General features: G+C 68.8%; 19 protein-coding genes and 1 pseudogene. 12 read left to right on the top strand and 8 right to left on the bottom strand.

Annotation, left to right across the window (positions count from 1 at the left end):
• Positions 1-8 precede the first annotated feature (8 nt).
• Both Ssi02_RS07875 and hutU read right to left on the bottom strand, forming a co-directional pair.
• Positions 9-866 (bottom strand): MurR/RpiR family transcriptional regulator, encoded by an 858-nt coding sequence (locus Ssi02_RS07875; protein ID WP_239128687.1) that lies wholly within the window; start codon positions 864-866, stop codon positions 9-11.
• A 164-nt stretch (positions 867-1,030) separates the two neighbouring features.
• Positions 1,031-2,686, bottom strand: coding sequence for a urocanate hydratase (gene hutU / locus Ssi02_RS07870; protein WP_204022716.1), 1,656 nt, complete (start codon positions 2,684-2,686; stop codon positions 1,031-1,033).
• Positions 2,687-2,875: 189 nt separating this feature from the next.
• On the opposite strand from hutU, the gene Ssi02_RS07865 reads away from it, so the two are divergent.
• On the top strand, positions 2,876-4,669 hold the full coding sequence (locus tag Ssi02_RS07865; protein ID WP_307825599.1) for an ABC transporter ATP-binding protein: 1,794 nt from the start codon (positions 2,876-2,878) through the stop codon (positions 4,667-4,669).
• Positions 4,670-4,743: 74 nt separating this feature from the next.
• On the opposite strand, the gene Ssi02_RS07860 is transcribed toward Ssi02_RS07865, so the two are convergent.
• Positions 4,744-4,980, bottom strand: coding sequence for a helix-turn-helix domain-containing protein (locus Ssi02_RS07860; RefSeq protein WP_204022715.1), 237 nt, complete (start codon positions 4,978-4,980; stop codon positions 4,744-4,746).
• 247 nt (positions 4,981-5,227) lie between these two features.
• On the opposite strand from Ssi02_RS07860, the gene Ssi02_RS07855 reads away from it, so the two are divergent.
• The 3 genes from Ssi02_RS07855 to Ssi02_RS07845 all read left to right on the top strand — a co-directional run bounded on the left by Ssi02_RS07855 (position 5,228) and on the right by Ssi02_RS07845 (position 8,873).
• Entirely contained in the window at positions 5,228-6,682 is a 1,455-nt protein-coding gene (locus tag Ssi02_RS07855; protein ID WP_204022944.1) for a nickel/cobalt transporter, read from the top strand.
• Between the two features lie 10 nt (positions 6,683-6,692).
• Complete coding sequence (gad, locus tag Ssi02_RS07850) at positions 6,693-8,057, top strand: glutamate decarboxylase (protein WP_239128686.1); 1,365 nt, start codon at positions 6,693-6,695, stop codon at positions 8,055-8,057.
• Positions 8,058-8,537: 480 nt separating this feature from the next.
• Positions 8,538-8,873 carry a hypothetical protein gene (locus tag Ssi02_RS07845; RefSeq protein WP_204022713.1) on the top strand — a complete coding sequence of 112 codons (336 nt, stop codon included), beginning with the start codon at positions 8,538-8,540 and terminating at the stop codon, positions 8,871-8,873.
• A 465-nt stretch (positions 8,874-9,338) separates the two neighbouring features.
• Here the strand turns inward: Ssi02_RS07845 and Ssi02_RS07840 are convergent, their stop codons facing one another.
• Complete coding sequence (locus Ssi02_RS07840) at positions 9,339-10,061, bottom strand: hypothetical protein (RefSeq protein ID WP_239128685.1); 723 nt, start codon at positions 10,059-10,061, stop codon at positions 9,339-9,341.
• A 92-nt stretch (positions 10,062-10,153) separates the two neighbouring features.
• Positions 10,154-11,056, bottom strand: coding sequence for a hypothetical protein (locus Ssi02_RS07835; protein ID WP_239128684.1), 903 nt, complete (start codon positions 11,054-11,056; stop codon positions 10,154-10,156).
• Between the two features lie 330 nt (positions 11,057-11,386).
• Here Ssi02_RS07835 and Ssi02_RS07830 point away from each other — a divergent pair, with 330 nt between their 5' ends.
• The 4 genes from Ssi02_RS07830 to Ssi02_RS07815 are packed head-to-tail and all read left to right on the top strand — an operon-like array spanning position 11,387 to position 15,628.
• Positions 11,387-12,775: a glutamine synthetase family protein gene (locus tag Ssi02_RS07830; RefSeq protein ID WP_275410618.1), complete on the top strand. Its 1,389-nt coding sequence runs from the start codon at positions 11,387-11,389 to the stop codon at positions 12,773-12,775.
• Positions 12,772-14,118, top strand: a complete 1,347-nt coding sequence (locus Ssi02_RS07825; RefSeq protein ID WP_204022710.1) for an aldehyde dehydrogenase family protein — start codon at positions 12,772-12,774, stop codon at positions 14,116-14,118. Before Ssi02_RS07830 ends, Ssi02_RS07825 begins: the two co-directional genes overlap by 4 nt.
• Before the next feature lie 38 nt (positions 14,119-14,156).
• On the top strand, positions 14,157-14,927 hold the full coding sequence (locus Ssi02_RS07820; protein WP_204022707.1) for a 3-oxoacyl-ACP reductase: 771 nt from the start codon (positions 14,157-14,159) through the stop codon (positions 14,925-14,927).
• Positions 14,927-15,628, top strand: a complete 702-nt coding sequence (locus Ssi02_RS07815) for a gamma-glutamyl-gamma-aminobutyrate hydrolase family protein (protein WP_204022704.1) — start codon at positions 14,927-14,929, stop codon at positions 15,626-15,628. Before Ssi02_RS07820 ends, Ssi02_RS07815 begins: the two co-directional genes overlap by 1 nt.
• A gap of 189 nt (positions 15,629-15,817) precedes the next feature.
• Here Ssi02_RS07815 and Ssi02_RS07810 read toward each other — a convergent pair.
• Positions 15,818-15,985: pseudogene (locus tag Ssi02_RS07810) on the bottom strand (DUF397 domain-containing protein); the annotation flags it as partial.
• 71 nt (positions 15,986-16,056) lie between these two features.
• Here Ssi02_RS07810 and Ssi02_RS07805 point away from each other — a divergent pair.
• On the top strand, positions 16,057-16,539 hold the full coding sequence (locus Ssi02_RS07805) for a transposase (protein ID WP_275410617.1): 483 nt from the start codon (positions 16,057-16,059) through the stop codon (positions 16,537-16,539).
• Here Ssi02_RS07805 and Ssi02_RS07800 read toward each other — a convergent pair.
• Positions 16,527-16,991 carry an SAM-dependent methyltransferase gene (locus Ssi02_RS07800; RefSeq protein WP_204022699.1) on the bottom strand — a complete coding sequence of 155 codons (465 nt, stop codon included), beginning with the start codon at positions 16,989-16,991 and terminating at the stop codon, positions 16,527-16,529. The genes Ssi02_RS07805 and Ssi02_RS07800 overlap by 13 nt on opposite strands.
• Before the next feature lie 31 nt (positions 16,992-17,022).
• Entirely contained in the window at positions 17,023-18,411 is a 1,389-nt protein-coding gene (locus Ssi02_RS07795; protein WP_204022697.1) for an NsdA family TPR-like regulatory protein, read from the bottom strand.
• Positions 18,412-18,757: 346 nt separating this feature from the next.
• Here Ssi02_RS07795 and fxlM point away from each other — a divergent pair, with 346 nt between their 5' ends.
• From fxlM to Ssi02_RS07780, 3 genes are all read left to right on the top strand, one after another.
• Positions 18,758-19,948, top strand: a complete 1,191-nt coding sequence (gene fxlM, locus Ssi02_RS07790; RefSeq protein ID WP_204022695.1) for a methyltransferase, FxLD system — start codon at positions 18,758-18,760, stop codon at positions 19,946-19,948.
• Between the two features lie 44 nt (positions 19,949-19,992).
• Positions 19,993-20,181 carry an FxLD family lanthipeptide gene (locus tag Ssi02_RS07785; protein ID WP_204022693.1) on the top strand — a complete coding sequence of 63 codons (189 nt, stop codon included), beginning with the start codon at positions 19,993-19,995 and terminating at the stop codon, positions 20,179-20,181.
• A 202-nt stretch (positions 20,182-20,383) separates the two neighbouring features.
• A complete protein-coding gene (locus Ssi02_RS07780) occupies positions 20,384-23,332 on the top strand; it encodes a lantibiotic dehydratase (protein WP_204022691.1) in 2,949 nt (982 codons plus the stop codon).
• Positions 23,333-23,335 lie beyond the last annotated feature (3 nt).

Below are 23,335 nucleotides of genomic sequence, written 5' to 3'. Positions count from 1 at the left end.
CGGAAGAGTCACGGCTGGAGGAACACCCCCGTGGTGTCGGTCATGCGCTCATGCTCTTCCAGCCGGGCCTGCGTGCGCAGGGGCAACGCGTCCGCCATGGCCTCGACCAGCACCATCGCCAGCACCAAGGGGGCGGCGTGAGAGTCGAAGACCAGCCGGTCGCCCACGGGCGCGTCGAGGACCACGTCGGCGGCGAACGGCACCTCGGGCACGTCGGTGATCAACGCGATGCGCAGGCCCAGCGACCTGGCGTAGTCAAGGGCCTGCGCCGCCTCCACCGGATAGCGCGGCAGGACCACCGCGAGCAGCCACTCGGCGCCGGCTCTGCGTGCCGTGTGGAGGCGGTCGCGCAGTTCGGAGCCGCCGTGGACGAGCAGCCGCACGTCGGGGTGGATGCGCCTGGCGTAGTAGGCGAAGCTGCTCGCGAGCCCTGAGGACACCCGGAGCCCCAGCACCGGCAGCGGCTCGGCGGCGGCCAGGGCCGCGCCGAGCTCGCGCACCCGGTCGCCGAGGCCGCCGGCGAGCCGGTCGCGCACCTGGGTCAGGTTGGCGATCTCGCCGCTCAACGCCTCGCGGGCGAGGTGCACCTCGCCTTCGCCGCCGATCCCGGAGCCGGAGGCGGGCGGCCCCCAGGGGCCGGCCACCACCAGCGGCCGGAGCGCGTTGCGCAGCTCGGGGTAACCCGCGAAACCCAGCGCGGCGGCGAACCTCGTCACCGATGGCTGGCTCACACCGGCCCGCTCGGCCAGCTCGACGCTGGACAGGAAGACCGCCTCGTGCAAGTGCTCGGCCAGATAGTGCGCGATGCGGCGCTGCACCGGCGACAACCGTCTGCCCTCAAGCAGCCGCTGAAGTCCCTCCCCCACGTTTCCCGACCATATAGCCGGTTCAGCACCTCCGGCGCCGCCGGACCTCACCGCCTCGCGACGCACGGCCCTGGCGGGGGATTCACCACGCCTCGCACCGTCCGACCGGCGCCGCCCCTCCTCCCCATCCCACGACACGCGGGATGGGGAGCCGATGGTGTCGGTCATTGCTCTCGCATCGGCACGCGGACGCCGCGCTCGCCGGCCACCTCGACGGCTTCGCCGTAGCCCGCGTCGACGTGTCTGATCACGCCCATGCCGGGGTCGTTGGTCAGCACCCGCCGCAGCTTCTCGCCCGCGAGGGCGGTGCCGTCGGCCACGGTGACCTGCCCGGCGTGGATGGAGCGGCCGATGCCCACACCTCCGCCGTGGTGGATCGACACCCAGGCCGCGCCGGAGGCCACGTTGAGCATCGCGTTGAGCAGCGGCCAGTCGGCGATCGCGTCGGAGCCGTCGGCCATGCCCTCGGTCTCGCGGTACGGCGAGGCCACCGAGCCGCAGTCGAGATGGTCGCGGCCGATCACCACGGGGGCGGCGAGCTCGCCTGAGGCCACCATGTCGTTGAAGCGCTCGCCGGCCCTGTCGCGCTCGCCGTAGCCGAGCCAGCAGATGCGCGCGGGCAGCCCTTGGAAGTGCACCCGCTCGCCCGCCAGGCGGATCCAGCGGGCCAGCGGCTCGTTGTCGGGGAACAGGTCGAGCACGGCGCGGTCGGTCTTGGCGATGTCGGCAGGGTCGCCGGACAGCGCGGCCCACCGGAACGGGCCCTTGCCCTCGCAGAAGAGCGGGCGGATGTAGGCGGGCACGAACCCGGGGAAGTCGAACGCCCGCGAGTATCCGGCCAGCTGCGCCTCACCCCGGATCGAGTTGCCGTAGTCGAACACCTCGGCACCCGCGTCGGCGAACCCCACCATCGCCTCCACGTGCCGCGCCATCGACTCGCGCGCCCGGCGGGTGAACCCCTCGGGGTCCTTGTCGCGCTCGGCCGCCATGTCCTCGAAGGCGACGCCGAGCGGGAGGTACATCAGCGGGTCGTGGGCGGAGGTCTGGTCGGTCACGATGTCGATGTGCGCGCCCCTGGCCAGCAGCTCGGGAACGGCCCAGGCCGCGTTGGCCTCCACTCCGATCGACAGGGGGCGCCGGGCGGCGCGGGCCTCCTCGGCCAGGCGCACCGCCTCGTCGAGGTCGGCGGCGCGCACGTCGAGGTATCGGTGCTCGATGCGCCGCTCGATGGAGCGCGGGTCGCAGTCGACGCAGATGGCGACGCCACCGTTCATGGTGACGGCCAGCGGCTGGGCGCCGCCCATGCCGCCGAGTCCGGCGGTGAGGGTGACCGTGCCGGCCAGGGACCCGCCGAAGCGTTTGGCGGCGACGGCGGCGAAGGTCTCGTAGGTGCCCTGGAGGATGCCCTGGGTGCCGATGTAGATCCAGGAACCTGCCGTCATCTGGCCGTACATCGTCAGGCCGGCGTTCTCCAGCCGGCGGAACTCCTCCCAGCTCGCCCAGTCGGGCACGAGGTTGGAGTTGGCGATGAGCACGCGGGGAGCCCACTCGTGGGTGCGGAACACGCCTACGGGACGACCGGACTGCACCAGCAGCGTCTCGTCACCCTCCAAGCCTCGCAGGGTGCGCGTGATGGCGTCGAACGAGGCCCAGTCGCGGGCCGCCTTGCCCGACCCGCCGTAGACCACGAGCTGCTCGGGGTGCTCGGCCACCTCGGGGTCGAGGTTGTTCTGGATCATGCGCAGGGCCGCCTCCTGCGGCCACCCCTTCGCGCTCAGCGCGGTGCCTCTGGGCGCACGCACAACGCGGCTGCCACTCATCGCCGACCTCCTTCTTCCGGGCACGCCGCCCGCTTGTCATCCACCCATGTGAATGGTTGCATTCATGTTGGCACGCGTCGAGATGAAATGGATACCTGCGGTGGAACTTTCGTAGGGGGTTGGCTGTCTTTAGTACATGAATGGCATACGAGGGGAACGCGACACTACGCGTTGGCCGTTCGATAGATCGTGAACGCTCCTCCCAAAGGGTCGTGGCGGCTGCTGCTGACCCACATCCGACCTCAGAAGTGGAAGCTCGCCCTCGGCGGTCTGCTGGGATTCGTCGGCGGCATGGCGGGACTCGCCGAGCCGCTCCTCGCCAAGAGCGTGATCGACACTTTCCAGGCCGGCGGCTCGATGGTGGGGCCCATCCTCGTGCTGACGGTGCTGGTCCTGGTGGGCGCGGTGCTCGGCGCGCTCGGCGCCTATGTGCTTGAGCGCACCGCCGAGACCATCGTCCTCAGCGCGCGGCTGCGCCTCGTCAGCCGGATGTTGCGGCTGCGCGTGCCCGACGTCGACCGGCTCAAGCCCGGCGACCTGCTGTCCCGGGTCACGGCGGACAGCACGCTGCTGCGCGCCGTCTGCACCAGCGGCGTCACCGAGGCCATTACGGCCTCGTTCATGCTGATCGGGTGTATCGCGCTGATGGCGTACATGGACGCCGCTCTGCTCGGCGTCACCCTGATCGTGCTCGTGGTCGTCGGCGGCATCACCGCCGTCGTCATGCCGCGCATCAGCAGGGCCACCACCGAGGCGCAGACCGCCCTCGGCGAGATGGGCGCGACCCTCGACCGCTCGCTCCAGGCGTTCCGCACCGTCAAGGCGGCCGGCGCCGAGCAGCGTGAGACCGACGCGGTGCGCGGCGTGGCTCGGAAGGCGTGGCGCAAGGGTGTGACCGCGGCCGGGTGGACGGCGCTCGCCGGCACCTCGACCTGGCTCGCCGTACAATTGTCCTTCCTCGCCGTGCTCGGGGTGGGCGGCATGAGGGTCGCCTCCGGCAGCCTTGAGGTGTCGTCGCTCATCGCGTTCCTGCTCTACCTCTTCTACCTGACCGGCCCCATCAGTCAGCTCGTCAACGGCGCCACGCAGCTCCAGACCGGCCTCGCCGCCATCGCCCGGCTGCGCGAGATCGAGGACCTGCCGGCCGAGCCGGTCGCCCCGGTCGAGAGCACCTCCCCGAAGAACACCGCCCCCGCCGCGGTGACCCTGCGGGACGTGCACTTCCAATACGGCGACGACCGCTCCCCCGCGCTCAACGGCGTGTCCTTCACCGCGCCGGCCGGAGGCATGACGGCGCTCGTCGGCCCCTCAGGCGCGGGCAAGTCCACGGTGTTCGCCCTGCTCGAAAGGTTCTACGAGCCGAACGAGGGCGCTATCGACCTCGACGGCAGGCCGCTGACCGAGATGCCCATGTCGGAGCTGCGCGCCGCGCTGGGTTACGTCGAGCAGGACGCCCCCGTGCTCGCCGGCACGCTCCGCGACAACCTGCTGTTCGCCAACCCCGGCGCCGGCGAGGACGAGATCGCCGACGTTCTCACCCGCACCCAGCTCAACGACCTGGTCGCCCGGCTCCCCGAAGGGCTCGAAACGGCTGTCGGGCACCGGGGGCAGATGCTCTCGGGCGGCGAGCGGCAGCGGGTCGCCATCGCCCGCGCATTGCTGCGCAAGCCCCGGCTGCTCCTGCTCGACGAGGCCACCTCACAGCTCGACGCCGTCAACGAGCTGCGCCTGCGCGACGTCATCGAGGAGGTGGCGGGCACCACGACCGTGCTCGTCATCGCGCACCGGCTGTCCACCGTCACGACGGCCGATCGGATCGTCGTCATGGAGGCCGGGCAGGTGCGGGCTGTGGGCAGCCACGCCGAACTGCTCGACCAGGACGACCTCTACCGCGAGCTCGCCACCACGCAGTTCCTGACCAACGCCGAGGCGATGGCGCCGGCCGGGGACAAGCAGGCGAAAGCCGTACAGACCGGCGGCTGACCCGCCGCTCCACGCGTCAAGGCCCGCCCTGTCACGGGGCGGGTCTCGTCGTGACGGCCCTCCGATCCCGTCCGTCAGTCCTGGGACCTGAACAGGCCGCGTCCGCCGTACTTCTTGTGCACGGCCTGCTTGCTGATGCCGAGCGCCTCGGCGATCTCGCTCCAAGTCCTGCCCTGCACCCGGGCGCGCCGCACTTGCACCGCCTCAAGCCGGGCGGCCTCCCGGTGGAGCGCCGCCGTCGCGCGCAGCGCGGCGAGCGGGTCCTCCCCTTGAGCCAGTGTGGCGAGGTGGGAGAGTTGTGCGTCATCCATGCATGTCAACATAGGTTGACAACCCTGGCAGGTCAAACCGACACCTGGCGGACCCGTTCTCAGGACTTCCGTGTGCGGCGGGCGTGGTCACGTGATCGCATGAAGTGGGCAAAGAAGGGTGCTCCTCACCGGGCGGGCTCCCCATTCGCATGCGGGCGTGCGGCGACGATCGTGACGTGCCTGGACACCCCCTGCCGACCTGCCGCTGCGCCCCTTCGACGGTGGACGTGGTGGCACCGTGATCGTCATGGTGGCGGCGGCGCTCCTCGCCGCGCATCCCCTCGGGAACTTCACCGTCAACCACTACAACGGCCTGCGGGTCACCCCCGACCGGGTGGAGAACCTCGCGATCGTGGACTCCGCCGAGCTGCCTGCCCTGCAGGCCAAGGAGGCGGTCGAACGCGCGGGAGCCGGCCCTTGGGCCGCCCGGCGGTGTGAGGACGTGGCCGGGGCCCAGCGGCTCACGATCGGCGGGGTGGCGGCGCGGTGGCGGGTGGTGGAGTCGGGCTTCACCTATATGCCCGGGGAGGGTGGCCTGCCGGTCAGCCGGCTGACGTGCCGGCTCACGGCACCTGCCGATCTGCCCGCCGCATCGGTCGAGTTCGAGGACGGATATCTGCCGGATCGGCCCGGCTGGCGGGAGACCACCGCCGTCTCCGAGGGTGTGCGGCTGACCGGCTCGTCCGTACCGGCCCACAGCATTAGCCAGGAACTGCGCTCCTATCCGGACGATCTGCTCGCCACGCCGCCCGATCAACGTTCGGCGGCCTTCACGGTGACCGAGGGCGAGGGCACGGCGGACGCGGAGCCCTCCGCGACGTTCGGCCTGCCTGTGATCGGGCCGGTGAGCGACCTGCTCGCCGCGGTCGACCGCACCTTCACCGGACTCGTCGGCGCCGAGTCCCTCACCGTGCCGCTCGGTTCGCTCGCCGTCCTCCTCGCCGCGCTCCTCGGGGCCGGGCACGCCCTCATCCCCGGACACGGCAAGACCATCATGGCCGCCTACCTCGCGGGCCGCCGGGGGCGGCCCCGCGACGCCCTGATCGTCGGCGCGACCGTCACCCTCACCCACACCCTCGGCGTGCTCGCCGCGGGCCTCGCCCTGAGCCTCGCCGCCACCCTGACGGGGGAGACCCTGCTCACCTGGCTGGGCACGGCGGGCGGCCTCCTCATCGCCGCGATCGGCTGCCACCTGCTCCGCACCGCCTGGCGGGACCGGGCGGAGGGTACGGCACACGCCCGGGAGTTCTTCGGCCACGGACATGGGCACGGGCACGGGCACGGATATGGGGATGACCACGGACATGGGCACGGACATGGGCATGGGCACTCGCCCGGGGAGCTCGTGGTCGCGCCGGCCCCCGTCCGGGTGGCGCGGGGGCGGGCCGGGCTGGTCGGGATGGGGGTCGCCGGTGGGCTCGTGCCGAGCCCGTCGGCGCTGATCGTGCTGCTCGGCGCCGTCGCGCTGGGCCGCACGTGGTTCGGGGTGGCGCTGGTCGCCGCCTACGGACTCGGCATGGCGGCCACCCTGACGGCCACCGGGCTGCTGCTGGTCGGGCTGGCGGACCGCCTCGACCGGCTGACCCGCGCCGGACACGGCCTGGCCGCGCGTGTCTCGGCGCTCACCCCCCTCACCAGCGCGGCGGTCGTGGTCGTGCTCGGCGCCGGCCTCGCCGTACGCAACCTGACCGGAGTGCTCTGAGGAGGAAAACGTGCCACTGCACAGGACCACCCCCGGCGGATTCGCCGACGTCTACACCCAGCCCCTGAGCCGCGTGCCCCTGCCGAAATATCGCATGCCCGAGCACTCGTCGGACCCGCGCGAGGTCTACGAACTGGTCAGGTCCGAGCTCCTGCTGGACGGCGACGCCTCGCAGAACCTCGCGACCTTCTGCACCACGTGGAGCGAACCCGAGGTGCACGCGCTGATGAACGAGAACATCGACAAGAACATGATCGACAAGGATGAATATCCGCTCACCGCCGAACTCGAGTCGCGCTGTGTGCACATCATGGCCAACCTGTGGCACGCCCCCCACGAACGCTCCACCATCGGCTGCTCCACCACAGGCTCCAGCGAGGCGTGCATGCTAGGCGGCCTCGCCCTCCACCGGCGGTGGCGGGCGAGGCGGCGCGAGGCCGGACTTCCCGCCGACCGGCCGAACCTCGTGTGCGGTCCCGTGCAGGTGTGCTGGGAGAAGTTCGCCCGCTACTTCGACCTCGAACTCCGCCAGGTGCCCTTGGAGGAGGGCGCCACAGGTCTGCGCCCGCATCAGCTCAAAGACCACGTCGACGAGAACACCATCGGGGTCGTGGCCATCCTCGGCGTCACCTTCACCTGCGCCTACGAACCCGTCGCCGACATCGCCGCCGCCCTCGACGACCTCCAGCGGGAGACCGGCCTCGACATCCCCATCCACGTCGACGCGGCCAGCGGCGGCTTCGTCGCCCCCTTCGTCCAGCCCGACCTGGTGTGGGACTTCCGGCTGCCCCGCGTCGCCTCCATCAACACCTCAGGCCACAAATACGGCCTGACCCCGCTCGGCGTCGGCTGGGTCGTCTGGCGGGAGGCCGCCTGCCTGCCCGACGAGCTGGTCTTCTGGGTGGACTACCTCGGGGGGAACATGCCGACCTTCGCCCTCAACTTCAGCCGGCCGGGGTCGGAGGTCGTCGCGCAGTACTACACCATGCTGCGCCTCGGCCGTGAAGGCTACCGCGCCGTCCAGCAGTCCTGCCTCGACACCGCCGCCCACCTCGCCGACCGCCTCGCCGCCACCGGCCGCTTCACCCTCCTCCACGACGGCCGCGGCGCCATCCCCGGCGTCAGCTACACCCTGGCCGACCCAGGCTCCCCCTTCTCCCTCTACGACCTGTCCGACACCCTGCGCATGCGCGGCTGGCAGGTGCCGACCTACCCCCTTCCCCCCGCTCAGGAGCAGACCGTCGTCCAACGTGCCCTGATCCGCCACGGCATCGGCCGCGACCGCATCTCCCTGTTCGTCGACGACCTCCACTGGGCCCTCACCCGCCTCACCACCCCACCGGACGACTCAAAGCGCCGCGGCTTCCACCACTGACCCCCTGGGGTACGGCGGAGCACAGCAGGACGGCCGCCACGCTGAGTGACCACCGGAATCGCGCGGATGCACCGGCGGCGGAACCGAATCTCGTCCCACCCGTGGCACCGGAAACCACGACATAAGCCACGCACCCTCCCAAAACAGTGGGGTCGAATGTGGGATTCATCTACACGGCCATCAGCCCGGAGCAAGCACAAAGGCCCTATTCCCGCATAGATCACGACATGTGCTTGTCACGTGACCCAAGGAATGCGATCGTCATTCTTTATGACAGTCATCACAAGGCCACCGCCGGATGACTGTCTTCCCCTTGGCCCGCCCCCCGCGTCCGGAGGTCAGCGCGGAAGGCCGCGGGCGAGTTGGCCATGGCCACGTGACGGCACTCGCACAAGCCCGTGCGAGACCCGCCTGAGACCGCAGGGCGTGCGGTGAACCCATGGTGTCACCCCACGTCCTCCTCGCAGAAAGGGATCTCCATTGAGCACGTCCGACCCCACGAAAACGTACGAGAAGCACATGCCCTCCTACAGCAACGTCATCGTTTTCGCCCTGCTACTGGGCGCCCACCTGTTCTTCGCCATGCACCTCCTCGACCTCCAGTACCCCCTCTGGCAGGCCGTCGGGACCCCCTCCCTGGTTGTGCTCACCGCAGGCGTCGCCGCCCGCCTTGTCCTTCACGGCACCTCGTCGTTCCACTCCGCCGCAACGCAGATGATCATGTTTAAGGTCGGCCAGGAGATGTTGGCCCGGCAGGCGGCGACCGCTGCATACCAGCAAGTCCCCACACCCAACCAAGGAAGGAACGTGATGTGAACCCCGAATCGATGCGGATCCGGCGACGGCCCGCCACCAAGGTGAGGCCGGTGTGGCAATGGACGCGTTCGCAGCCCTATCAGAAGTCGGCGAAAATCCAGGAAGGCCAAGCCAACATGATCGTCCTCTCCCCCGCCTCGCACTCCAAGGCCATGATCAAGGCCCTCGGGCAAATACGGAGTTGGAATCTGGTCCACGTCCCGACATACACGTCTTCGAGGACGGCTAGAAGGAGATATCCACCGATCCGGGGAACCTGTGGTTCCGAGCCCTGAACGGGACGCCACTATCGGCATGGTGAGGTACTTACCGGCCATGGTGCGGGCTGCGACGCCCGGATGGTGAACGTCGGCCGGCGCGGCCTCTGACGCCGGAACCTCGGCCTGCAGGCCCGGTGGACCCTCGCGCGGGGTCCGCCGGGCCTCAGCGACGGCCTCCCCGGCGCCCTCTCGGGGGTGTCCGGGGTCAGTCGGGGGCTTCGATGTCGAAGTTCGGTTCGGGGAGGTCGTCGTCTTCGACGCGGCGGAGTTTGATGTCCTCGGTCCAGGCATGGGCGAAGTGCCGCAAGTGGTCGACTTCCTCCTCGGACAGGCCGTAGCGGGTGAAGGCGTCGTCGCTCAGCATGTCGGTGGCCTCCAGGCGTTGGACGAGTTCCGTTAGGTGGAAGTCGTCCTCGTGGAGGGCGCCGAGGCGTTCGAGTTCGCGGAAGGGATACAGGTCGCGGACGGGGGCGAGGTCGACCAGGTCGCGGGCGGCGCCTCGGTTGTGGAGGGCGCGGACCTTGAGGCCGACGGCGTCGTCCAGGCCGACCGCGGGGCACGGGGTGCCGGGGGCGGGTGGGGACTGGAGGGCCTCCCTGAGGAGGTCGATCTCGCATTCGGCGCCGGTGCCGGGGTCGGTCACGGTGAGCACGCTGATGCGTTCGCCGCTGTCGCGGACGGCGACGTCGAAGCCGAGGGCGCGATATGCCTCCGCGACGTCCTGCGCGACCCACGGCAGCGGGGTCTCGGCGTCGGTGGCGAAGTCGAGGCCGCGGCAGCGGCGGGACGTGAAGCCGTGGGCACGCATGGCGTGGCCGCCGGCCAGAAGGAGGCGGTGGCGCGTCAGGACCGCTCCGGCGTCGGTCAGCAGCCGGAGCTGAAGCGGCGACAGGGCCTCCTGGGCCCAGGTGGTGGAGAGTTCGTCCACCACTCCAGTGTGACCTATCGGACACGGATTGTCGGACAACGTGAGGATCACGTCGCCGATCTGGCTTCCGCCGTACGGCGCAGCCCACTAGATCAGCGGTGACGGCGGGTGGCGGGGCCGGTGGTCTCGTCCTCGGTGCGGGGCGGGTCGGCTCGGGTGGGGTCGTGGCGGTGGGTGTGGCGCTGCTGGAGTTCGCCCACGGTGTCCTGGATATGGGCGGAGAGGCGGCGGATCGGGGAGGGAAGGTCGTGGCGTCCGGAGAGGAACTCCTGGAAGGCGATTTTGGCGCGGATGGCGGGTCTCCGGAACCGGTTCTCGCGGTGTACGGCTTTGGCCCACTTGGCGGGGCGCGGGCGCTGGGAGTCGGGGGCGAAGTACCAGTGGGCCCACGGGGAGCCGGGGCGGGCGATGCGGACGGCGCCGACGATCAGCAGGACGGGGATGAAAAGGCCGACCAGGCCGGTCCAGATCTTGCCCTTGAGGAGCGTGACGATCGCGAGGACGAGGTTGCCGAAGAGGAAGCCGACGGCTATCCACACGCCCTGCGGGGTGCCGTCGGGGTTCTCCCAGCCGAGGGGGCGCAGGCCGAGCAGGAGGAGGCCGGTCACGGCGACGGCGACGAACACGGCGTCGACGGAGGTGCGCCCCTCCTCCGACCAGTAGACGTCCCTGAGGTGCAGGATGAGGGCGAACTCATCCAGGACCAGCGCTGCGCCCACGCCGAAGATCGCGGCGGTGACGGCGAACCAGCCGGGTGAGACGGTGGAGACGATCAGGCCGGTCACCCCGCCGACGAGCATGAGCACCACTCCGAAGACGACGTGGTGGACGTGCACTTCGCCGACGTTGACGTTCTTGAACCACCACCGCACGTTGGCCCGGATGAGCCGCACGTTGATGCGGGTGAACACAAACGCCACGATCAGCGCCACGAAGAAGCTGAACAGCGGTAGCCGCCCGGTCTCGATAATGCGCTGCTGGAACCAGTCCCCCATAAACCCTTCGCCCCGTTACTGATGTTACGACCCTATGAGGAGCTTCATCCTGCCCGGCGGACAGGCCCAGGGTGCCTGACCCGCCGAAAATCGCCCGTTCCACGGCCACTCGGGAGGCACGCGGCACGGCGTCGCGCAGAAGCTCTCTTTAGAGAGGTAACGCCATGCCTAAGCCAGAAATCCCCGAAGAACGGCTATAGCACGTCCAGAGTCACGTCACAACGCATATGACCGTCTTGTGTGGATCGCTCGGGTGAGCGATGTTGGGCTGAGGCTGGGGCGGAGGTTGCGGCTGTAGATGAGGGTGGGTAGACCACAGGGGTCTGACAATTGACCAATAATCTTCACGAGGAGAGCGACGTGGCGGGAACGCTCACGGTCGAGGAGCTGAGCGTGGAGGTGGCGGCAGGTCGTGTCGACACCGTGGTGCTGGCAGCCGCCGATATGCAGGGGCGCCTCCAGGGCAAGCGGCTGTCCGCCCGGTTCTTTCTAGAGGAGGTCGCCGCGCACGGCATGGAGGGTTGTGCCTACCTCCTCGCCGTCGACGTGGACATGAACCCCGTGAGCGGGTTCGCCATGTCGTCCTGGGACACGGGATACGGCGACTTCGTGTTCCGCCCCGACCTGGCCACGCTGCGGAACATCCCGTGGCAGGAGGGCACCGCGTTCCTCATGGCCGACCTGGCCTGGGCCGGCGGCGGCGAGGTGGTGGCCTCTCCCCGCCAGGTGCTCAGGCGCCAGCTCGGCAAACTGGCCGAGCGCGGCTGGACCGCGCAGGTCGGGACCGAACTGGAGTTCGTCGTCTATCGGGACAGCTATGAGGAGGCGCAGCGGCGCGCCTACCGGGACCTCACTCCGGCGAACCTGTACAACGTTGACTACTCCCTCCTCGGCACCTCCCGGGTCGAGCCTCTGCTGCGGGCCATCCGGCTGGGCATGGAGGGAGCGGGCCTGTATGTCGAGTCGGCCAAGGGCGAGTGCAATCTCGGTCAGCACGAGATCGCTTTTCGCTACGCCGACGCGCTCACAACATGCGACAATCACGCGATCTATAAGAACGGCGCTAAAGAGATCGCCGCCGCGCAGGGCGTGTCGATCACCTTCATGGCGAAGCCGAATCAGCGGGAGGGCAACTCCTGCCACATTCACCTGTCCCTGCGCACGCCCTCCGGCGAGCCGGTGATGGCCGCGCCGGCTGAGCCGTACGGCCTGTCACAGGTGGGACGGCACTTCGTGGCCGGGCAGCTCGCGTGCCTGCGCGACATGACCCTGCTCTTCGCGCCCAACATCAACTCCTACAAGCGGTTCGCGGGGAGCAGTTTCGCCCCGACCGCGGGTTCCTGGGGCCTGGACAACCGCACGTGTGCGCTGCGCCTGATCGGCTCGGGCCTGTCGCTGCGGGTGGAGAACCGGGTGCCGGGGGCCGACGTCAACCCCTACCTCGCGGTGGCCGCGATGATCGCCGGTGGTTTATACGGCATCGAGCGTGAGCTACCGCTTGAGGCGCCGTATGACGGCAACGCCTACCTTTCGGGGGCCGAGCGGCTCCCTGGGACGCTCCATGAGGCGTTGAGCCTGTTTGAGGCGTCTCCGATCGCCCGGGACCTCTTCGGTGACGAAGTGGTCGATCACTACGCCAACGCCGCGCGGGTCGAGATCGACGCGTTCGACAGCGCGGTCACCGACTGGGAGATGTTTCGGGGGTTCGAGCGGCTATGAAGATCGTCAATCCTGCGACCGAGGAGGTCGTGGCGGAGGTCGAGGCCACCGAGGCCGCAGGGGTCGACGAGGCGGTACGGCTGGCGCGCGCGGCCTTCGCGCGCTGGCGTGAGACGGCCCCCGGCGACCGGGCGGCGCTGCTGCGGCGGTTCGCGGCGCTCGTGGACGCCCACGCGGACGAACTCGCGAGTCTGGAGATCGTCAGCGCGGGACACACCGTGAGCACCGCCCGCTGGGAGGCGGGCAACGTGCGGGACGTGCTCTTCTACTACTCAGGTGCCCCCGAGCGGCAGTTCGGCCGCCAGATCCCCGTGCCCGGCGGGGTGGACATCACCTTTCAGGAGCCGCTCGGCGTGGTCGGGGTGATCGCGCCGTGGAACTACCCCATGGTCATCATGATGTGGGGTACGGCTCCCGCCCTCGCGGCCGGCAACACGGTGATCGTGAAGCCGGCCGAGCAGACCCCGCTGACCGCGCTGCGGCTGGCGGAGCTGGCGCTTGAGGCGGGTTTGCCGGAGGGGGTGCTGCAAGTGCTTCCCGGCGAAGGCGAGGTCGCCGGGGCGGCGCTCGCGGGCCACCCCGGCGTGAACAAGATTGTCTTTACCGGCTCCACCGAGGTGGGCAAGCAGGTGATGGTGAAGGCCGCCGCCACGGTCAAGCGGGTCACGCTTGAGCTGGGCGGAAAGAGCGCCAACATCGTGTTCGCCGACGCCGACGTGGACCGCGCGGCGGCCAGCGCGCCGTATGCGGTGTTCGACAACTCGGGCCAGGATTGCTGCGCGCGTTCCCGGGTGCTCGTGCAGCGTTCGATCTATGACGAGTTCCTGGCGAAGCTGGGAAACGCTGTGAATTGCTTGGTAGTCGGCGACCCGCTGGACGAGGCTACCGAAATGGGTCCGTTGATTAGCGCCGAGCACCGGGACCGGGTGGCGTCATTTGTGTCCACCGCCCCCTACATGCAGGGTGAGTGCCCTGCCGGGCGAGGCTTCTGGTTTCCGCCGACGGTGTTGACACCGGCGTCACTGGACGATCCGGCGTTCACCGAGGAGATCTTCGGGCCCGTCGTGTCGGTGGTGCCGTTCGGGGACGAGATCGAGGCTGTGCGGATTGCCAACAACACGCGGTACGGTCTGTCCGGGTCGATCTGGACCCGTGACGTGGGCCGGGCGTTGCGCGTGGCCCGTGCCGTCGAGGCGGGAAACCTTTCCGTCAATTCTCACTCGTCGGTGCGCTATTGGACCCCGTTTGGCGGCTACAAGGAGTCGGGGCTCGGCCGGGAACTCGGTCCCGACGCGCTGGCCGCCTTCAGCGAGACCAAGAACGTCTTCCTCGCCGACCAATGAGACCATAACGATCTTCATCATCGGGAGCGACAAGAGGCATGCACCGTCTCAAGGACCGGGTCGCGGTCATCACGGGAGCGGGGAGCGGCATCGGCCTGGCCACCGCGCGGCGCTTCGCCGCCGAGGGAGCGCGGGTGGTCTGTGTCGATGTGGACCCTGCGACCGGAGAAGAGGCCGCGGCCGAGGTAGGCGGCCTGTTCGTGCGGGCGGATGTGACGGTTGAGGAGGACGTCGCAGCCGTATACGAAACCACGTTCAAGACATATGGGAGCGTGGACATCGCGTTTAACAACGCGGGCATCTCACCTCCGGAAGACGACTCCATCCTCGTCACCGGGTTAAACGCCTGGCGGCGCGTCCAGGATGTCAACCTCACCTCGGTTTATCTCTGCTGCAAGCACGTCATCCCCTATATGAGACGCCAGGGCCGGGGATGCATCGTCAACACGGCCTCCTTCACGGCGGTCATGGGGTCGGCCACCTCACAGATCTCCTACACCGCCAGCAAGGGCGGAGTGCTGGCGATGACCCGTGAGCTCGGCGTGCAGTTCGCCCGTGAGGGCATCCGGGTCAACGCGCTCTGCCCCGGCCCGGTCAACACACCACTACTACAGGAGTTGTTCGCCAAGGACCCCGAGCGTGCCCGGCGGCGCCTCGTGCACGTCCCCCTGGGCCGGTTCGCCGAGGCGTCCGAGATCGCCGCCGCGGTGGCCTTCCTCGCCTCCGACGACGCCTCCTTCATCACCGCGTCCCAGTTCCTCGTCGACGGAGGCATCTCAGGTGCCTACGTCACTCCGTTGGACGCGTGATGAACCGTCCCCTCATCGGCATCACGTGCTACGTCGAAACGGCGAGCTTCTCCGCCTGGCGGCTGCCGTCGGCGGTCCTCCCGCTCACCTACATCGACAAGGTGGTGGCCGCCGGCGGCCAGCCGGTGCTCCTGCCGCCCGCGGGAGACCCGGCCAGGCTGGTCGAGCGGCTCGACGGGCTGATCGTCGCCGGGGGCGGCGACGTCGACCCCACGTGGTACGGCGAAGCCCCCCACCCAGCCACCAGCCACGTCCGGAAATTTCGTGATGAAGCGGAGGTTGCCTTGGTTTGTCGGGCGGTCGAGTCGGACCTGCCCTTCCTCGGCATCTGCCGGGGGCTGCAAGTGCTCAACGTGGCCCTCGGCGGCACCCTCCACCAGCACCTGCCCGACCTCGTCGGCCACGCCGGACACGCCCCGGCTCCGGCGACCTTCGGCAACCTCCCCGTCCTCCTCGCCCCCGACAGCCGACTGGCCACGATCACGGGCAAGGACATGCTCGACTGCTCGCACTACCACCACCAGGCCGCCGACCGCCTCGGCCACGGCCTCAGCATCGCCGCCACCGCCGAGGACGGCACCATCGAGGCCCTGGAGATCCCCGGCCATCCGTTCGCGATAGCCGTACAGTGGCATCCCGAGGCCGGGGACGACCCTTCCCTCTTCAACGCCTTCGTCGCCCAGGCGAACGGCGGCTGCTGACCTCACGCGCCCCCTGCGCCCGCCCCACCCGGGCCGCTCGGCCACCCCGCCAAGCACTCACCCAACCCAGGTCGCCACAAGCCCCGTGCGCCGGGGCCGGGGAGCACGCCAAGAAGCACATCAGCCGACCGGCGTTCGACCAAGCGGCGGGCCAGGACGAACCCCTGAGACCCCTCAGAGGCTTCGGCGCTAGTCGAACTCTCCGTCATTGACCCCTGCCACAAGGGCGGCCCATTCCCCGGCCGTGAAGACCAGTTTGGGCCTGTCGGGGCTCTTACTGTCTCGAACAGCCCTCCCGCCGTCACCGAGACACGCAACTTCAACGCAGTTGCCGTTTCCCGCCGAACGGCCGGATTTCCGCCACGTCGCGGCCGCTAGAGAGTGTCTGAAGAGCTAGCCGACCAGTAACTGGTCGTGATGTCCCCTTCATGAGGTGCTGGGTACGAGAGGTTCCCCCATGCCCGGCCACCGCCGCACCTACCCTGCCGACCTCACCAATCGGGAGTGGTACTGCTGGAACCCTTGATCCCCGCGCCGAAGCCCGGAGGCCGCCAGGTGGCGCACCCCGGCGGGAGATCGTGGACGCGATCGCCTACCGGCTGCGTGCCGACCGCACGTGGCGGTTGCTGCCGCACGACTTCCCGCCCTGGCAGACTGCCTACCACCACTGGAGGCTGTGGCGGGAGGAGAACCGCTGGGAGGCCGTCGCGGCGGCCCTGCGCGAACGGGAGCGCATCCGCCGAGGCCGGGATCCCGCGCCGAGCGCGGGCGTGATCAACAGTCAGAGCGTGAAGGGCACCGAGCGGGGCGGCCTGCACGGGTACGACGGTGCCAGGAAGGTGTTCGGGGTCAAGCGCCACCTGCTGGTGAACACCCTGGGGCTGGTGCCGGGCACCTGCTACCCCCAGTAGTTCGCCAACATCTCACCCGGCCAGGCGGGCTCGCTGACGGTCCCCCTGGGGCCCATCGCAGTGAAGTAGGGAGCCAGGTCGTAGATCGGGCTGCCGTCGATGGCGTCCAGGTCGGTCACGTGGAGGTCGAGCCCCTCCACCTTCAGCAGTCGCGGAAAGGACTGCGCTAGCTGATTGGGGCGGCGGTGGTTGCGGTGGACGAAGGTCCCGGTGGGCGGCCAGGCGGGATTGTTGCGCGGACTGCGGGCATGAAGGGCCACATCATTGGGTGAGGCGCGGTGGAAGTGCCAGACGACCAGTAGATGAGAGAACTCCTCCAGGCCTTGAACGACCTCGACCGGGTAGTCGGGGTTGAGCCGGATGACGGCGGGGCCGTCCCAATGGTCGTCGCTGACTTCGCTGCGTCCGCCGACAACGACACCTACGGGCTGGATCTCCAGCGAGTGTGGCATGAGTTTCCCTCACTCAAGGGGCATGAGGGTCTCAATCTACGTGAGCGAGGTAGGAGGCGCCACGCGCGTCCAGCTCGGCGAGGAGAGGTATCCGGCGGCGCCGGAAGGGGGAGAGCAGGTTACGCATGTCGACGATCGTTTTCCGCGCCCGGCTGGAGTGGATGCCCTCCTCCATCGCGTCCAGAGCTTTTCCCCAAGTGGCGCATGCTCCTTCGACGTGACCCGCAGCGATCTGTGCGGCCCCCAGGTAGCCGAGTGTGACGGCGTGTGTGCGCCGGAAGGCAGTTCCCCTGGTTTGGGCGCTTCGCCGGAATTCGCGGATGGCGCCTTGGTGGTCGCCGCTGTCACGCAAGGCACAAGCGGTCTCATGCGCCAGGGATGCCTCGGTGAAAAAGAACATGCGGGATGGCTCTTCGATGGCATCGCCGGCCGCCAGCAGGTCGTCCTCCGCCCTCAGCAGTGCCTTCGCAGCGGCCTGTCCCTGGCCGGTGGCCGCAAGCCCCCGGGCATGGACGACGCCGAGCAAGGCGCGCTCCCGAGGGGTGGCCGACCTGTAGCGCTGACCTTCTACAGAGGCTGCGGAGAGTTCCAAGCTCAGCTTGTAGAAGCCGAGGTCGACCGCTTGATGCGCCATGGCGCGCAGGATGTGCCCGGCCAGCGGCGGAGCGGCAGCAGGGGCGGCAAGCCGAAGGGCAAGGTGGAAGTACTTCTGCGCGAGAACCTGCTCGTTGTTGTCGAAGGCCATCCAGCCGGACAGATAGGCCAACTCGCTGGCGGCGGCGAACATATCGCGCTTGACCTGCTCGTTGGGAAACGTGCCGCGAAGTAAGGCGGCGACGTCGGAGTTCAGGTACTGCACCAGCGCCTTCCTGCCGTGGCCGCCACCACGTAGCTGGTCAATGTTGGAGAAGGCGGTGGTGAGCTGCCGGACGGCGAGCACGTCCTCACGGTGGACGCATCGCTGTCTGCGCGAATGCGGCGTCGTCGGCTCCTCGGCCTTGGCCCTCCACCACGCCGCGTCGGGCAGGGCGAGCGACACAGCGGAGTAGACCGCCCCGGCCAAAAGGTCCCTGCGGTTGGCGTCCAAGTCCGTTCTCCCCAGCTCGGTCAGCGCTGTCACAGGGTTACCGTCCCACCTGGCAGGCCTCTGCCCTGCCGGGCGGGGGACGGCGAATCCGAGCTCGTCCGGTGTGATCTCACGCCTGAGATGCCGAGACAGCGCCTGGCACAAGATTAGAGGGGCCATGCCGGAGGGCATTGTTCCGCCTACCCACATGCTGACATGAGATCGGCCGATGGTGGCGCAGTCCGTGTGCTGTGCCTCCCTGACCACACGGTTGTAGGCGGCGGTCGCCTGCGCGCGCGACCAGCCGGCTTCGGCGAGCAGCGTCGCCAGGCGTTCGTTTCGTGTGCGCGTCATGGCGTGCCCCCCGCACTCCAAATGAGCATTGACCACTGTGACCGATCTGCATCCGCAGCACGCGCTGGACTCCCTGCGGCCAGCGTAGACCGCAGCAGAGGCGGACCAAGGGTGATTGTGCCGGAGTCACCATCCGCGGCCGGTGTTCTGAAACGATCTTTGATCACTTTGACCACCTCCGCGAAGCGGAATCGGACCCTGCCCCGCCTTCATAGGGTTGGCTGAACACTGCCGGTCGCAGCTTCATCGTTTCCCGGAGGCGTCGGCGTGCGCGCCCGCACCAAGCGTGAGTTGGAGAAGAGGAACACTGGTGAATGACGTAGCCCATCCAGCCGATGCCGAGACGTTGCGGCAGGCGCTCATCGCCAAGTTGCGTGAGCTGGGGGCGATCCGGACGGAGCCGGTCGCAGCGGCGTTCGCGACGGTGTGGCGGCACGAGTTCGTGCCCGAGGTGCCGCTGGAGCAGGTATACGAGCCGGAGAACGCGCAGGTCACCAAGCGAGATCAGGATGGTGTAGCCCTCAGCTCGATCAGCGCCGCCCGCATACAGGCGCTCATGCTGGAACAGGCCGACATCCGGCCGGGGATGCGCGTACTGGAGATCGGCAGCGGCGGCCTCAACGCGGCTCTGATAGCCGAGATGGTCGGCCATGACGGCGCGGTCACCTCCATCGACATCGATGCGGACGTCATTGATCGCGCCGAACGCCTGCTCCAGGCCACCGGGTACAGGCGCGTGAACGTCGTTCTCGCCGATGGGGAGAATGGCGAGCCCAATCATGCGCCGTATGACCGGATCATCGTCACCGCCGGGGCCGCCGATCTCGCGCCCGCGTGGCAGAACCAGCTCGCCGAAGACGGTCGTCTGGTGGTCCCGTTGCGGGTGCAGGGCCTGACCCGTTCGATCGGCTTCGAGCGTGAAGGCAGACATCTGATCGGGCGTGACTACCACACGTGCGGATTCGTGCCGATGCAAGGCACAGGCGAATGCCGTGAACGGCTTTTGGTGCTTCACGATGGCGAGGGAGTGCAGGTCGGCCTTCGTGTGGACGACGATCGGCAGATTGATGCGCAGAGGCTGGGAGCGGCGTTGCGCGAGCCGGCTTCCGAGGCATGGTCGGGCATGACCTTGGAAAAGGGGATGCCCTACGACGACCTGGATTTGTGGCTAGCCACGTCTCTGCCCACCTTCGCGCTTCTCGCGACCACCAGACGGGCACGTGACAGTGGCCTGGTCGCCTCCTGGTCTCCAATGGGTGTGGCCGCCATTATCGAGGGCGACTCCTTCGCCTACCTGACCTACCGCGCTACCAGCCCGGAACGGACGGCGTTCGAGTTCGGGGCGTTGGGCCACGGCCCTGATGGCGTGAAGGCCGCCGACCGCCTCGCCGAGCAGATGCGCGTCTGGAACAGCGATCTCCGCGACATCCGCGCCGTGTTCCGCGCCTTCCCGCTGGGCACACCCGAGGACCAGTTCCCCGAAGGGAAGGTCGTCAACCGGCGTAATTTCCGCCACGTGATCTCCTGGCCTCATTAGATCCGGTCAGGAACGGCAAACACTCCCCACCAACGGAGGAAAAGATGGCACTTGCCGGAGTGAGCACCATGATCGTGACGCCCGTGGGAGTCGATCAGAATGCCGAAACCGACTTCGCCTTGGACCTGACCTTCGTGACGGACGGACCGGTCGTTGCGGAGCTGATGAACTCCACCAGCGACGGCTGCACGTCTACCGGCGCCAGCGCCTGCGTCACCTGCGTGATCAGTTAGGTCCCAGCGGTGATCCGGCGTCAGAGGAGGTGCCCTCTGACGCCGGACACCTCCCCGCACGCGTGAGAAGGGACCGCCGATGTACAAGCACGTCGACGCGGCGATCATCCGAGCACCCGCATACCGCAGCGGGTATCCAAAGCCGGCGTGGCCTGACTTGTCAACGTCAGCCGACAGCGATGTACAGTGGCCGCAGTGGTGGATGAGGCAGGCGTGGGCGGCCCCCGGGGTGGCCGAAGCCATCGAGGTGGCCACCCCCAGCCTGGCCGACCGCATCAGTGCGATATGCGCAGGCGATCCGGTAGAGCCCCGTCAAGTCCACAGCGCTGCGGTGTCCCTGGCCCGTTATCTGCTGCGCATGCGCCATCGCTCCACCCCCTTCGGCCTGTTCGCTGGCATCGCCCCCGCTCACTTCGGCTCTCGTTTTGCCTTGCGATGGGGGCATGACCACCGTCCCGTCGCTCGGGCGGACGCCGCCTGGCTGGCCGAGGTGATCTCCCAGCTAGAAGCGTGCCCGGACCTGCTGCACCGCCTCCATGTGGTGGTCGACCCCACCCACGTGATTTGCGGTGACTTCCTCGTCGTGGCCTTCCAGCAACCACCACCCGCCACCGGCCCGCGCCGGTCGCGGCAGGTGAAGGTCCGCCATACCCCGGCTCTGCGGACCCTCGTGGAGGCCGCGAGGACGCCCATCGCGTTCAGCGAGCTGTCCGGCAAGCTCGCTGCCGCCTACCCCCACAGCTCCTCCACAGCGATCGACGAGCTGCTGGCCGGACTGGTCTCCGCACGTATCCTGCTCACCGTCTTGCACCCGCCGATGACGGTCGTGGACGGACTGGCCCATCTCAACCGCCAGCTCGCCGCCGCACAGGCCGAGAACATCCCCCGCCTGGCCACCACCATCCACACCCTGCGCGAGGTTCAAACGGCCCTGGACCGGCATGTCGGGGCGACCTCCGCGGAGCACAGGCACTTGCGGGGCCGGGCGCGTCAGACGATGAGGACGCTGTCGACCATTGTCGATCACCCCGTGACTGTGGATCTGCACCTGGATTGCGAGCTGGTGCTGCCGGAGGCGGTGGCCCACGAAGCGGAGCGAGCGGCGGCGGCGCTGACCCGCCTCACCTCCTACCCCTCCGGGGCTCCCGGATGGCTGGCCTATCATGCGGCTTTCCTAGACCGCTACGGGCCCGGTGCGCTGGTCCCGGTGCTCAACCTCACCGACCCCCACTACGGATTGGGCCTTCCCGCCGGATACCGCAGCTCACTTCGGGAGCCGCCTGCCCGCTCCTTGACCAGCCGCGACGAACAGCTCCTGGCAATCGCCCAGCGCAGCGCCCTGGACGGCGCACGCGAGCTCAATTTGTCGGATCACCTGGTGAAGGAGTTGACACTCCGCGACGACATCACGCAGCCGCCTCATCTCGATCTGTGTTTCCACCTGCATGCCCCGACCCGGCAAGCCCTTCAAGGCGGCGACTTTACTCTCGTCGTCGCAAGCCTCACCTCGACCGCCGGCGCATCGGTCGGCCGGTTCCTGGATCTGCTCAGCCCGCCCGAGCGCGCGCGGTTCCTCACTTCCTACGCCGAACTCCCGACTCTGACCGAGGGTGCGCTGCACGCTCACCTTTCCAGCCCGCCCCTCCATGCCCGGACTGAGAACGTCAGTCGCGCCCCCAGGACGTGGCCCACACTCATCTGCGTCGGCGAGTACAACGACTTTCCCGCCCTCGCATTAAGCGATCTGGCCGTCACCGCCGACCCCCACCGGTTCCGCCTGGTGTCTATCTCCACCGGACAGACCATCGAGCCTGCCGTCCTCAACACCGTCGAGGCGAGCAACTTCGCACACCCCTTAGCCAGATTCCTGAGTGAACTGCCGCGCGCCCATACCGCCGTTTTTGGTGCATTCCCCTGGGGTGCCGCACGCCACCTGCCCTACCTACCGCGTATCCGCTACGGCCGCAGCATCCTGTCACCCGCCCGTTGGAGGCTCCAAGCCTCCGAGTTGCCCGCAGTGGACGCCTCGTGGGACGAGTGGAGAAAGGCCCTGGACAAGTGGCAGCGACGGCATGGTACCCCCGGCGCGGTCCTGCTCGGCGACGACGACCGCTGTCTGAGACTGAACCTGGAAGAGTCCGCCCACCTTCAACTTCTACGCGCCGACCTCACCCGCGCCGGGCACGCCACCTTGCGAGAAGCACCCGAGCAGGCGGCCTACGGATGGTTCGACGGGCGGGCACATGAGATCACTGTGACCCTCGCATCCACCCGTCCGCCCGCACCGGCCCGCCCAAGGAGTGCGGTAGCAGTCATTCGCCGAGATCATGGGCACCTTCCAGGGGCCTCATCCTGGGCTTTCGCGAAGCTCTACGGCCATCGCGACATGCAGACACCTCTGCTCACCGCCCACCTCCCGGAGCTCCTGGCCGCCGGTCAGGTACCGCCGCAGTGGTGGTTCGTCCGCTACCGCGACCCGGAAGATCACCTCCGACTACGCATCCAGCTGCCCACCCCTGCCATGTTCACCCAGGTCATCGAGCAGGTCGGTGCCTGGGCAGCAACTTTGCGGCGGCTTGGGCTGATCAACCGGATGGCCTGGGACACCTATGTCCCGGAGACGGGCCGCTTTGGAACCGGCCCGGCCATGGGAGCAGCAGAAGGCCTGTTCGCCGCCGACTCCACCACAGCCGTCACGCAGCTGACCCATCCCGGTGTCGGCCATCGGCAGGTGCTCACAGCGGCAAGTTTCATCGATCTTGCGATCGCCTTCATCGGCGATGTCGACGCCGCGATGCGCTGGTTGGTCGATCATCTATCCAACAGTTCCGCTGTTCGCCCGCCACGTTCGCTCCATCAAGAGGCCCGGCGTGTGGCCGACCCGCGAGGGAACTTCGCGGCCTTACGCCAACTGCCGGGCGGTGAAGAGGTCCTCGCGTCCTGGGCAGCGCGTCGCCACGCGGCTGCCTACTACCGGGACCAGCTTCGGGTGCGCAGCGACATCGATCCGGACTACGCTCTGGGATCCCTACTGCACCTCCACCACAACCGGATGGCAGGGGCCGACCAGGAGGACGAGTATGCCTGTACCAGGTTGGCGCGCACGGTCGCCCTGTCCTTCTGCGCCCAGGCGCAGAGCACCCACCGGTGACTC

Source organism: Sinosporangium siamense (genome assembly GCF_016863435.1).
Classification (GTDB): domain Bacteria; phylum Actinomycetota; class Actinomycetes; order Streptosporangiales; family Streptosporangiaceae; genus Sinosporangium; species Sinosporangium siamense.
This window is presented reverse-complemented; position numbering and strand designations above follow the sequence as displayed.